11 protein-coding genes are annotated in these 11,594 nt (G+C 71.7%); 9 read left to right on the top strand and 2 right to left on the bottom strand.

Annotation, left to right across the window (positions count from 1 at the left end; genetic code table 11):
* The first annotated feature begins 259 nt into the window (after positions 1-259).
* The 5 genes from leuA to ACFWPQ_RS32015 all read left to right on the top strand — a co-directional run bounded on the left by leuA (position 260) and on the right by ACFWPQ_RS32015 (position 5,768).
* On the top strand, positions 260-1,981 hold the full coding sequence (gene leuA / locus ACFWPQ_RS31995) for a 2-isopropylmalate synthase (RefSeq protein WP_384042362.1): 1,722 nt from the start codon (positions 260-262) through the stop codon (positions 1,979-1,981).
* A gap of 185 nt (positions 1,982-2,166) precedes the next feature.
* Positions 2,167-2,862: a TerB family tellurite resistance protein gene (locus ACFWPQ_RS32000; RefSeq protein WP_384042364.1), complete on the top strand. Its 696-nt coding sequence runs from the start codon at positions 2,167-2,169 to the stop codon at positions 2,860-2,862.
* A gap of 120 nt (positions 2,863-2,982) precedes the next feature.
* Entirely contained in the window at positions 2,983-4,158 is a 1,176-nt protein-coding gene (locus ACFWPQ_RS32005) for an exo-alpha-sialidase (protein ID WP_384042472.1), read from the top strand.
* 75 nt (positions 4,159-4,233) lie between these two features.
* Positions 4,234-4,767, top strand: a complete 534-nt coding sequence (locus tag ACFWPQ_RS32010) for a SigE family RNA polymerase sigma factor (protein ID WP_384042367.1) — start codon at positions 4,234-4,236, stop codon at positions 4,765-4,767.
* Positions 4,764-5,768: a hypothetical protein gene (locus ACFWPQ_RS32015; protein WP_384042369.1), complete on the top strand. Its 1,005-nt coding sequence runs from the start codon at positions 4,764-4,766 to the stop codon at positions 5,766-5,768. The genes ACFWPQ_RS32010 and ACFWPQ_RS32015 overlap by 4 nt, the downstream gene beginning before the upstream one ends.
* A 69-nt stretch (positions 5,769-5,837) precedes the next feature.
* On the opposite strand, the gene ACFWPQ_RS32020 is transcribed toward ACFWPQ_RS32015, so the two are convergent.
* Positions 5,838-6,371 (bottom strand): EF-hand domain-containing protein, encoded by a 534-nt coding sequence (locus ACFWPQ_RS32020; RefSeq protein WP_384042371.1) that lies wholly within the window; start codon positions 6,369-6,371, stop codon positions 5,838-5,840.
* A gap of 156 nt (positions 6,372-6,527) precedes the next feature.
* A complete protein-coding gene (locus ACFWPQ_RS32025) occupies positions 6,528-7,028 on the bottom strand; it encodes a TetR/AcrR family transcriptional regulator (RefSeq protein ID WP_384042374.1) in 501 nt (166 codons plus the stop codon).
* Here ACFWPQ_RS32025 and ACFWPQ_RS32030 point away from each other — a divergent pair.
* From ACFWPQ_RS32030 to ACFWPQ_RS32045, 4 genes are all read left to right on the top strand, one after another.
* Entirely contained in the window at positions 7,027-7,404 is a 378-nt protein-coding gene (locus ACFWPQ_RS32030; protein ID WP_384042376.1) for a nuclear transport factor 2 family protein, read from the top strand. The genes ACFWPQ_RS32025 and ACFWPQ_RS32030 overlap by 2 nt on opposite strands.
* A gap of 243 nt (positions 7,405-7,647) precedes the next feature.
* A complete protein-coding gene (locus tag ACFWPQ_RS32035) occupies positions 7,648-9,252 on the top strand; it encodes an ABC transporter substrate-binding protein (protein ID WP_384042378.1) in 1,605 nt (534 codons plus the stop codon).
* A 4-nt stretch (positions 9,253-9,256) separates the two neighbouring features.
* Complete coding sequence (locus ACFWPQ_RS32040; RefSeq protein ID WP_384042381.1) at positions 9,257-10,216, top strand: ABC transporter permease; 960 nt, start codon at positions 9,257-9,259, stop codon at positions 10,214-10,216.
* A partial coding sequence (locus tag ACFWPQ_RS32045; protein ID WP_384042383.1) for an ABC transporter permease subunit occupies positions 10,213-11,594 on the top strand: 1,382 nt, incomplete at its 3' end. The genes ACFWPQ_RS32040 and ACFWPQ_RS32045, both read left to right, overlap by 4 nt.

An 11,594-nucleotide genomic window follows, 5' to 3' on the forward strand; every position in this document is an offset into this window, starting at 1 on the left:
ACCGTGACAATTGGCCACTCTCTGTAAGGGGGAGTGGTATGGCGCACTTTTTGTCCTGTTTGTTCCAGCGGTCCCGCATACTGATACGGCGCCCCGCGTCCGAAGGGGCTCGGCTAGCATGCGGAGCATCATGCGTTTCGGGCTGCTTCTTCTTAGCTGCCGCGGCGAGGGCCTGTAGTCCAGGTCGACTCCCTCCCCGCGGAGCTTCGCGTTGCGTCGTCGGCCGTCCTTCCGGACACCCACTAGGAGCCCCGCAATCATGGCGAACCGCCAGCAGCCCAGCACCATGCCGATCCACAAGTACGGCCGCTACGAGCAGGTCGACATCCCGGACCGCACCTGGCCGGACAACCGGATCACCGTCGCTCCCCGCTGGCTCTCCACCGACCTGCGCGACGGCAACCAGTCCCTGATCGACCCGATGTCGCCCGAGCGCAAGCGCCGGATGTTCGACCAGCTGGTCAAGATGGGCTACAAGGAGATCGAGGTCGGCTTCCCGGCCTCCGGCCAGACCGACTTCGACTTCGTGCGCTCGATCATCGAGGAAGAGGGCGCGATCCCGGACGACGTCACCATCTCCGTACTGACCCAGGCCCGCGAGGACCTGATCGAGCGGACGGTCGAGTCCCTGAAGGGCGCCCGGCGGGCCACCGTCCACCTGTACAACGCCACCGCCCCGGTCTTCCGCCGGGTCGTCTTCCGCGGCTCCAAGGACGACATCAAGCAGATCGCCGTCGACGGCACCCGCCTGGTGATGGAGTACGCGGAGAAACTGCTGGGCCCGGAGACCGAGTTCGGCTACCAGTACTCGCCCGAGATCTTCACCGACACCGAGCTGGACTTCGCGCTGGAGGTCTGCGAGGCGGTCATGGACGTCTACCAGCCGGGCCCGGGCCGCGAGATCATCCTCAACCTGCCCGCCACGGTGGAGCGTTCGACCCCCTCCACGCACGCCGACCGCTTCGAGTGGATGCACCGCAACCTCTCCCGCCGCGAGCACGTCTGCATCTCCGTCCACCCGCACAACGACCGCGGCACCGCTGTCGCCGCCGCCGAACTGGCGGTCATGGCCGGCGCCGACCGCGTCGAGGGCTGCCTGTTCGGGCAGGGCGAGCGCACCGGCAACGTCGACCTGGTCACCCTGGGCATGAACCTCTTCTCGCAGGGCGTCGACCCGCAGATCGACTTCTCCGACATCGACGAGATCCGTCGCGTGTGGGAGTACTGCAACCAGATGGAGGTCCACCCGCGCCACCCGTACGTGGGCGACCTGGTCTACACGTCCTTCTCCGGCTCCCACCAGGACGCCATCAAGAAGGGCTTCGACGCCATGGAGGCCGACGCGGCCGCGAAGGGCGTCACCGTCGACGACATCGAGTGGGCCGTGCCGTACCTGCCCATCGACCCGAAGGACGTCGGCCGCTCCTACGAGGCGGTCATCCGGGTCAACTCGCAGTCCGGCAAGGGCGGTATCGCCTACGTCCTGAAGAACGACCACAAGCTGGACCTGCCGCGCCGGATGCAGATCGAGTTCTCGAAGATCATCCAGGCCAAGACGGACGCCGAGGGCGGCGAGGTCACCGGCGCCGCCATCTGGTCGGTCTTCCAGGACGAGTACCTGCCGAACCCGGAGAACCCCTGGGGCCGTATCCAGGTCCGCACCGGGCAGTCGACCACCGACACCGACGGCACCGACACCCTCACCGTCGAGGCCACCGTCGACGGCGAGGACACCGTCCTGACCGGCTCCGGCAACGGCCCGATCTCCGCGTTCTTCGACGCGCTGCAGGGTCTGGGCATCGACGTACGTCTCCTGGACTACCAGGAGCACACGATGAGCGAGGGTGCCTCCGCGCAGGCCGCCTCCTACATCGAATGCGCGATCGACGGCAAGATCCTCTGGGGTATCGGCATCGATGCGAACACGACGCGTGCGTCGCTGAAGGCGGTCGTCTCCGCGGTGAACCGCGCCGCCCGCTGAACCTTCTGACCAGCGACTTCACGGCCCCGACCGCCTCACCCGGCGGTCGGGGCCGGGTCGGTTCCCGGCCAACTCGATGTGCAGGTCACGGACAGGTCTCGTACGAGGTACTGACTCCGGCTCCTCCATGTGGCTAACATCACGCCAGCGGTGGCGATGTTGCCACGGGGTTACGGAGGTGCGACGTGCTGCCAGTACGGGGACGAGACGGCCGAACCACCAGGCCTGCCCGCATCCTGGGCACCCGCACCGCGTGGACACCCGTCGGCGACGGCGAGTTCTACTGCCCCGGCTGCGGAGGCGACCGCAACTACCAGCGGCTCACCGGCCGTCGCCGCTTCACCCTGCTCGGCGTGCCCGTCCTGCCGCGCGGCACCACCGGGCCGGTCGTGGAGTGCGCCGCCTGCCGCCACCACTACGGCACCGACGTCCTCGACCACCCCACCACCTCCCGCTTCTCGGCGATGCTCCGCGACGCCGTGCACACCGTCGCCCTCGCCGTCCTCGCCGCGGGCGGCACCTGTTCCCGTGCGTCCCTGGAGGCGGCGGCGGGCGCGGTCCGCGCGGCCGGCTTCGAGGAGGCCACGGAGGAGCAGCTGGGCGTACTGGTGGAGGCCCTCGTCGCCGACACCGGACGGGTCTTCGAGCAGCCGTACCGCGCGAGCCTGGCGATAGAGCTGCACGAGGCCCTCGACCCGCTGGCCCCGCACCTCGCCCCCGCGGGCCGCGAGTCCCTGCTCCTCCAGGCCGCCCGCATCGCGCTCGCCGACGGCCCCTACACCAACGCCGAACGCGAGGTACTCGGCACGGTCGGCGCGGCCCTCACCATCTGCGCCACCGACGTGACCCGCCTGCTGGCGGCGGCGCGTCTGCCGTCCTGAGCGCCGGTCTCCGGGCCGCCGTATCTGACGGGACGACAAACCGTGTGACCCGTTTGGCCGTTGCGGGGGTGCGGTGAAGGTGATGAGGGGGACCATGGAAGAGTGAGCCATGTGTCTCCTGTGACCCGTGCGAGCCGGATCTCCCTCGCCGCCGCCCTGCTGCTCGGGGCGTTCACGGTCGAGCCCAGGGCATGGGCGGCCGGCTGCGAGTCCTCCGTGCCGTACGTCTCCGGCGAGGGCGGCTACGCCCAGTACCGCATCCCGGCCGTCGTCCGCACCACCCACGGCACGCTGCTCGCCTTCGCCGAGGGCCGGCACGCCACCGCCGGGGACAGCGGTGACATCGACGTCGTGCTGAGACGTTCCGCCGACGGCGGCTGCAGCTGGAGCCCGCTCCAGGTGGTGGCCGACGGCAACGGGGACACCCGCGGCAACCCGGCGCCCGTGGTGGACCCGAAGAGCGGCGAGGTCGTCCTGGTGACCTCCTACAACGACGGCTCGGTGAGCGAGGCGCAGATCATGCGCGGCCAGGTCACCGAGGCGCAGAGCCGCCGGGTGTACGTGCAGCGCAGCCGCGACGACGGGCGCCACTTCACCCGCCCGCGCGAGATCACCGCCCAGGTGAAACCTTCCGGCTGGCGCTGGTACGCCACCGGCCCCGGGCACGCCGTCGCGCTCACCCGGGGACCGCACCGCGGCCGCCTGGTCGTCGCCGCCGACCACTCCGCCGCCCCGCGCGCCGGCTCCGGCGACACCGGTCAGGAGGCCAGGTACTACGGCGGCCACGCGATCTACAGCGACGACGGCGGCCTTGCCTGGCACCTCGGCTTCGTCGACGACTCCTACACCGGCAACGACAACGCCAACGAGACCACCGCCGCCCAACTCCCGGACGGCCGCCTGTACTTCAACGCCCGCGACCAGAACGGCCTCAGCCCCGGCAACCGCCTGGAGGCCTGGTCGAGCGACGGCGGCGAGACCCTGGACGCCGCCTACACCGTCCAGCCGACCCTCGCCCGGGTCCCCGTGGTCGAGGGCTCGGTCCTCCAACTGCAGGGCTCCGAGGCCCCGTTGCTCTTCTCCGCCCCCTCGGTCCCGACGGCCCGCAAGGCCATGGCCCTGTGGACCAGCACGGACCAGGGCATCACCTTCGGCAGGCTCCGCACCCTGTCCGCCCGGAAGGCCGCCTACTCCGACCTGGTCCAGGTGGACCGGAGCACGGTGGGCGTGCTGTACGAGACGGGCACGAAGACCGCGTACGACACCATCGAGTTCCGGCGGGTCGCGGCCCCCTGAGCGGGCCGGGCCGCCCCGGCCCACCGGGCAACCGAATCCGGGGGTCCGGTGGTCTGGAGGGCGAGGGGGTGGCTGATGCAGGCCGAACTAGAGGCCCAGTTCCAGGAATTCGTCAGAGCACGGTGGTCGCACCTGGTGCGGACCGCCTATCTGCTCACCGGTGACCCGTACCACGCGGAGGACCTGACGCAGACCGCGCTGGCGAAGGCCTACCGGTCCTGGCGGCGTGTCTCCCGGACCGACCATCCGGAGGCGTACGTCCGCCGCATGCTGGTCAGCTGCAACAGCGACCGGTTCCGCAAGCGCCGGGTCGCCGAGTCGCTGACCGCCGCCCCGCCGGAGCGCGCGGGGCACGACGACGCGGTGTCCCGGGCCGACGAGCGCGGCACGCTGCTCGCGGCCCTGGCCGGGCTGCCGCCGAGGCAGCGCGCGGTGGTGGTGCTGCGGTACTGGGAGGACCTGTCCGAGGCCGAGGTCGCCGAGGTGCTCGGCTGCTCCCCGGGCACGGTCAAGAGCCAGGCGTCCAAGGGCCTGGCGAAGTTGCGTACGGTTCCGGGACTCGCGCAGGCCATGAGCCACGCGGCGCCCGCGCAGGGAGGCAGCAGGTGAGCGGTCAGAAGCAGGCCGGGGCGACCGAGCCGGAGTTCGAGGCCCGGGTGCGGGCGCTGCTGGCGGGGGACGCGTCCCTGGTCCGGCCGTCGGCGGTGCCGTACCCGGAGATCCGCCGCAGGGGCGTGCTGGAGCGGCGCCGCCGCCTGGCCGTGGGCGGGGCGGCGCTGGCGGCCCTGGCGGCGGTACCGGTCGGCGCGTACGCGCTGGGCGGCGGCAGCACCACGACGAGTCCGGCCGGGCCCAGCCCCACCGTGCTGACCAGCGGGCGCCCGGCACCGACCCTGTCGGCCAGTGCGTCGGCGAGTGCGTCGGCCAGCGCGTCGCCCCCGGCACCGTCGGCGCCTTCGACACCGTCGGCCACCCCGACCGCCCCGGCGCGCCCGGCGTCCGCGGCGCACCAGTTGCTGGACGGGATCACCTTCGACCAGGCCGCCGACGGACTCGGCAAGTGCCTCGACTACAACAAGGCGCACCGCCTGCCCAAGGACCCCGCCTACATCGACCTGGGCAGGCCCGCCGACTACCGGATCATCCTGGCGATGCGGAGCACCGGGGACTCCAACGCCCCCGGCGACGGCTACTTCGTGGTCGCGGTGCGGGAGAAGCCGGTGCCGGCCCGGCTCATCTGCACCGTCAAGGACGGCCGGGCCGAGGGGCTGAACACCAGCAGCGGCGATCCCTTCGGCGACGCGGGGACGCGCGTGGTCCCGGACATCAACAGCGGCAAGCTGTACCAGGAGTCGGTCATCGACAAGGGCAACTGGAAACTGCCGTTCCGCTGGGGGATCATCGGCGGCTACCGCGCCTCGGTGGCCACGATGACGGTCTCCTACGGCGGCGAGGCGGGCGAGGTGGTCCTCGACCACGGCTGGTTCGTCGCCACCGGCACCCTGCACAAGCAGGTCACCGCGGCCCCGCACCTGAAGGGCTACGACGCGGCGGGCAAGCTCGTCTACGACTCCGACCGCGACGCGTCCTACGAGAAGACGCTGCCCTAGCCGGCGCACCGGGGCCGGGGCTCTTCGGGCCCGTTGTGCGGTCGGCGGCCGCGGTCGGCGGCCCAGGTGTCAGCCGGAGACGGCGGAGACGGCGGCGAAGAGCCAGTGCTGCGGAACGTCGTACTCCGGGGCGGTGAAGAAGCCGTGGGTCGCGTGGCCGAGGTCCTCCAGGGTGAGGGATCCGTCGCCGTCGCGGTCGAGCCGCGCGAACTCGCCCGCGGCGCTCGGGTCGGTGACGTTCCGGGCCTTCAGGTACTTCTCGAACTCGCTCTTGCCGACCTTGCCGTTCCCGTCGGCGTCCATCAGCGCGAAGACCCCGGCCGTGACCTCGCGGATGTAGGCGGGGAGGTCGGCGGCCGACTTCCCGACCATCGTCCTCTCCACGCACGAGGACATCTCGGCCCTGGTCAGCCGGGTGTCCATGTTGGAGTCGCCGGCCTTGACGACTCCCGTGATCAACGCCTGCACGATGCGAGCCCGCTGCGCCTCCGCACCGGCCGCGTCGTCGGCGGTGCGCGGCAGGTCGCCGCGGTCGACGTAACCGTTCCTGTCGGTGTCGATGAGGTCGAAAAGGCGAAGAACCCTCGTCTCGTACCCGCCCATGGTGGTCGTCCTCCCGTGAGACGCCGCTGCCCGGATGATCACCAGGAAAGCTAGGTCGTGACCGCGCGGACGCCGCTGCGACGCCACCCGTGATCACCCGAAGGTGTGCCGTACAGCTGCCGCCGATACGCCGTGGGCCGATCCGGCGGACCGGCCCTAGCCCTCCGTCTCCGTCTCCTCCCGCAGCGCCGCATCGAGCAGGGCCCCGGCCGCCCGGCGCGTGACGTCCTTGGCCTCCTCGGGGTCCAGTTCGCAGACGTCGCGGGTCGAGACCAGGGCCTCCACGCCGTAGACCAGGGTGAGCGCCATGGTCAGCCGGCGCAGTGCGGCCGGCGGGAGGGTCGCGGCGAGCGGGTCCAGGGCGGTCCGGGAGAGGTCGAGGCGGTTGCGGCTGCGGGTCGGGAAGCGCTCCTCCTGCCCGTCGGTCTGCCGGAAGTACCGCTCCAGGCTCGCGCCGAGCATCGCCCGCCACACCGGCTCGTTCGCCAGCTGCATGTCGGCGACCCGGGAGACCACCGCGTCCACCCGTCCGGCGGGATCGGCGGGCAGGTCGGCGGTGACGTCCGGGGTGCGCAGCAGGGTGCGGGTCTCCCGGATCAGCTCCTGGGGGCTGGAGAAGTAGCGGTAGGCGGTGGCGGGCGAGACCCGGGCCCACATGAGCGCCGAGGAACGCGGTGATCCGGAGGGTTCGGTCGCCGTCTACACCGACGACGTCGAGCACGACGTCGTCGGCGACCCGAACGGCCCGAAGCGCGGCATCCCGGCGGCGCTCGACTTCTACCGGCAGCTGTGCAAGGACTTCCACGCCGAGAGCGAGGAGCGGACCCGCACCTACTACTCCGACGACGCCGTCACCATGGAGAACGTGATGACGGGGACCGTGCCCGGCTCCATGCTGGGCATCCCGGGCGGCGGCCGCCGGGTCACCTTCCGGATCCTGCACGTCTTCGAGTTCCGCGACGGCCGGATCTCCCGGGAGAACGTGTGGCTGGACGGCGCCGCGGTGGCCGCCCAGCTGACGGCTCCCGCGTAAGCACCCCGGCGCCGGCCGCCGCCCGTGCGGCCGGCGCCGACTCGCGCGCGTCCGCCCGACGCCAACTCCTGCGCGTGCGCGGGGCCATGGCCCCGCCGCGGCCCCGCCATCGTGGTGCCATTGGTCCCACCTCTGGCGGTTTACGCCATTCGCGTGCGTTGCCTTGACCGTCCCCGAACCCCCTCTTATGGTCGCGCTTACACAGGATGTCCGACGTCTCCGTTCCCCCACACTGGAGGCACCGTGCGCGACGAGGCGACCCACGCCCGCAGGACGTTCCTGACACTCACCGGCGCGCTGGGCGCGGCAGCGGCCCTGCCGTCGCTGACGGCGTGCGGCCCCAAGTCCACGATCGACCTCGGCGGCGACGGCTCCGACCGCACCCTCACGGCCGTGATCGGCTACGGCAACGACGGCAGCTGGGACCCCACCCAGACGGCGTCCGCGTTCGCGATGGCCGCCAACAACCACATCTACGAGGGCCTGGCCGACACCGACCCGATCACCCGCGCCCCCTACCCGGCGCTGGCGACCCGGCTGCCCGCCGACGCGAACGCCACCACCTGGCGGTTCACCCTGCGCCCGGGCGCCACCTTCCACGACGGCAGGCCGGTCACCGCCGACGACGTGGTCTTCGTCTTCGACCGGATCCTCGACCCCGGCACCCGGACCCTCGCCCAGGGCTTCTTCGCGAGCTGGCTGAAGGAGGCCCGCAAGGCCGACGCCCGGACCGTCGACCTGGTCCTCCGGTTCCCCTTCCCGGACGGGCTCGCCCGCCTCACCCTCGCCAAGATCATGCCGGCCCACGTGTTCTCCCGGCCCGGCGCCTGGGACGACGCGATCAGGGGACTGGCGATCGGCTCGGGACCGTACCGGCAGACCGCGCACCACCCGAAGTCGAACACCACCTTCGCCGCGTACGAGCACTACAACGGCCCCCGCAGACCCGCCTTCCGGAAGATGAACTGGCTGACGATCGTCGACGCCGCCTCCCGCGTGGCCAGGATCTCCGGGGGCACCGCCGGCGCCCAGATCTCCGACAACATCCCGTACGCCAACATCCCCCGCCTCGAACAGGGCGGGCTGTCGGTCGGCGGCGGCGCCGGGATGAACAACGCGTTCCTGATGTTCAACACCCGGCACAAGCCCTTCGACGACGTCCGGGTCCGGCAGGCCCTGCACTACGCCATCGACAAGGCGAAGATCGTCGAGGTCGCCCTCAAGGGCCACGGAAAACCCGCGAGTTCGTTCCTGAACGAGACCAACCCCGCCTACCGGCCGGCGAAGACGGTCTACGACCACGACCCGGCGAAGGCCCGGGCCCTGCTGAAGGCCGCCGGAGTCAGCGGCCTCCACGTGAACATCCTCGCCGTCAACGTGAGCTGGCTCGTCGACTGCCTGCCCACCATCAAGTCGTCCTGGGACGCGATCGGCGTCGCCACGACCCTGTCCCCCCAGGAGACCACGGCCGTGTTCACCAAGATGGACCAGAAGCAGGACTACCAGGTCGTCGCCGCCGTCTCGAACCCCAACCAGTTCGGCCTCGACGCCGACCTGATCATGCGCTACAACTACGGCCCCGAGAACCTCTGGACGGGCTACGCCCGCTGGTCGGACGACGCCGTCGCGAAGCAGCTCTTCAAGGACATGGACGCGGCCACCCGCGAACCGGACCCGGACAAGAGGACGACGATGATCCAGGACTACATCGACGTCGTCGCCGAACAGGCCGTCCTCTACCCGGTCGTCCACAACGAGCTGATCACCGCCTGGGACCCGCGCAGGCTCACCGGCATAAGGGCCCAGCCCTATCCCGGCATCAACGTCCTCACCGCCAAGTGGGCCTGACGGCATGACCGCCGTCCTGCGCATCCTGCTGCGCCGCACCGCCCTGCTGGTGCCGCTGCTGCTCGGCATCGCCCTGTTCGTGTTCCTGGTGATGCGCTTCTCCGACGTCGACCCGGCGTCCGCGTTCTTCCAGGGCGCCAACCCCACCCCGGGGCAGCTCCACGACTTCCGCGAACGCAACGGCCTCCTCGACCCGCTGCCCTTGCGCTACGCCCGCTTCGTCGGCGGCCTGCTCCACGGCGACCTCGGCACCAGCGCCCTCACCCGCACCCCGGTCCTCGACCAGGTGCTCACCGCCCTGCCGCTCACCCTCCAGCTGACCTTCCTCGGCCTCGGCATCGCCGTCGTCCTGGCGCTGGCCGCAGGCGTGACCGCGGCCATCCACCGGGACCGGGCCGCCGACCAGGTCATCCGCGTCCTCTCCCTGGTCGGGGTCGCCGCCCCCGCCTTCTGGCTGGCGCTGCTGATGATCCAGTACCTGGCCGTCGACCGGGGCTGGTTCCCGTCCGGCGGCTACATCAACCCCGAGGACTCCGTCACCGGCTGGCTCAGGACCATGGCCCTGCCCGCCCTCGCGCTCTCCCTCCCGGTGGCCGCCCAGCTCACCCGGATCGTCCGCACCTCGGTGGTCGAGGAACTCGACAAGGACTACGTCCGCACCGCGATCGGCAGCGGCCTGCCGCCCCATGTCGTGGTCGGCCGCAACGTGCTCCGCAACGCGCTCGTGAACCCCCTGACCGTGCTCGGCCTGCGGGTCGGCTACCTCCTCGGCGGCGCCGTCGTCATCGAGACCGTCTTCGCCCTGCCCGGCATGGGCAAGCTGATGATCGACGCCGTGCAGAACGGCGACCCCGCCGTGGTCCAGGGCGTCGTCCTCACCACCGCGACCGGCTTCGTCGTCGTCAACCTCGTCATCGACATCCTCTACCTGCTGGTCAACCCGCGCCTGAGGGAGGCCGTATGACGACCCGCACCCGCGCGGCCCTCACCGCCGCGCTCGCCCGCCCCGGCGTACGGCTGCGCAGGCTGTCGCCGTCGTCGAGGACGGCCCTCGCCCTGCTGACCGTGATCGTCCTGGTGGCCGCTCTCGCCCCCCTCCTCGCCCCCGACGACCCCCTCGCGCAGCAGGCCCCCGTCGACGGCACCGGCCACCCCTCCGCCGGACACTGGATGGGCCAGGACAGCCTCGGCCGGGACATCCTCAGCCGGCTGATGTACGGCGCCCGCTGGTCCCTCGCGATCGGCCTCGGCGCGACCGCCCTCGCCCTGACCGCCGGAGCCCTCCTCGGCGCCCTCGCGGCCACCTCCCGCAGAGCCGTCGACGAGACGCTGATGCGCTGCCTGGACGTGGTGATGGCGTTCCCCGGCATCGCCCTGGCCGCCGTCCTCGTGGCCGTCTTCGGCGGCGGCATCACGGTCCTGATCTGCGCGATCGCCTTCCTGTTCACCCCGCCGGTGGCCCGGGTCGTCCGCGCCAACGTCCTCGACCAGTACGGCGAGGACTACGTCACGGCGGAACGCGTGATCGGCGCCCGCACCCCGCACATCGTCGTCCGCCACGTGGCCGTCAACTGTCTCGCCCCCGTCCTCGTCTTCTGCACGGTCCAGATCGCCGAGGCCATCGTCTTCGAGGCGTCCCTGTCCTTCATCGGCGCCGGTGTCCGGCCCCCCGACCCGTCCTGGGGCAGCGTCATCGCGGACGGCAGGAACATGGTCCTGACCGGCGGCTGGTGGGCCACCCTCTTCCCCGGCCTGCTGATCCTCCTCACCGTCCTCTCCCTGAACATCCTCTCCGAGGGCGTCTCGGACGCGTGGGCGTCACCGGCCGGAAGGGAGGTGGAGCCGACGGAGCCTGCGGAGGTACTCGATCCGGGCGAGGTCCTGGAGCTGCCTTCCTTGGCCGAGGCCGCCGACCGGCTACGACGACGTGCCCGGCCCCTGCCCTCCCGGGAGGGACCGCCGGTCCTGTCCGTGAAGAACCTCGCGATCGCCTTCCCGGACCGCCACCGGGGGGTGAACATCGTGAACGGCATCAGCTTCGACGTGTATGCGGGCGAAGTCCTGGGCCTGGTGGGGGAGTCGGGCTGCGGCAAGTCCCTGACGGCCCTGACGATCATGGGTCTGCAGCCGAAGGCGGCGCGGGTGACGGGGCGGATCGATTTTCATCCCGGTGAGGTGACGCGCCCCAAAGGGGCGCGGGGCTGTACTGAATATGCGGCTACCGCCGCGCGGGCGCGACCAGCCCCCCCCCCCCCCCCCCCCCCCCCCCGCCCGCCCCCCCCCCCCCCCCCCCCCCCCCCCCCCGCCCCCGGGGGGGGCGGGGCCCCGGGCAGCCAGAAACC

The sequence above is a fragment of the Streptomyces sp. NPDC058464 genome (assembly GCF_042721035.1).
In the GTDB taxonomy this organism is placed as follows: Bacteria; Actinomycetota; Actinomycetes; order Streptomycetales; family Streptomycetaceae; genus Streptomyces.

What these genes read in the sequence shown, in the direction of transcription:
- leuA (WP_384042362.1), top strand. Translation starts at nt 260, where the DNA reads ATGGCGAACCGCCAGCAGCCCAGCACCATGCCGATCCACAAGTACGGC.
- ACFWPQ_RS32010 (WP_384042367.1), top strand. Translation starts at nt 4,234, where the DNA reads ATGCAGGCCGAACTAGAGGCCCAGTTCCAGGAATTCGTCAGAGCACGG.
- ACFWPQ_RS32020 (WP_384042371.1), bottom strand. Translation starts at nt 6,371, where the DNA reads ATGGGCGGGTACGAGACGAGGGTTCTTCGCCTTTTCGACCTCATCGAC.
- ACFWPQ_RS32030 (WP_384042376.1), top strand. Translation starts at nt 7,027, where the DNA reads ATGAGCGCCGAGGAACGCGGTGATCCGGAGGGTTCGGTCGCCGTCTAC.
- ACFWPQ_RS32025 (WP_384042374.1), bottom strand. Translation starts at nt 7,028, where the DNA reads ATGTGGGCCCGGGTCTCGCCCGCCACCGCCTACCGCTACTTCTCCAGC.
- ACFWPQ_RS32040 (WP_384042381.1), top strand. Translation starts at nt 9,257, where the DNA reads ATGACCGCCGTCCTGCGCATCCTGCTGCGCCGCACCGCCCTGCTGGTG.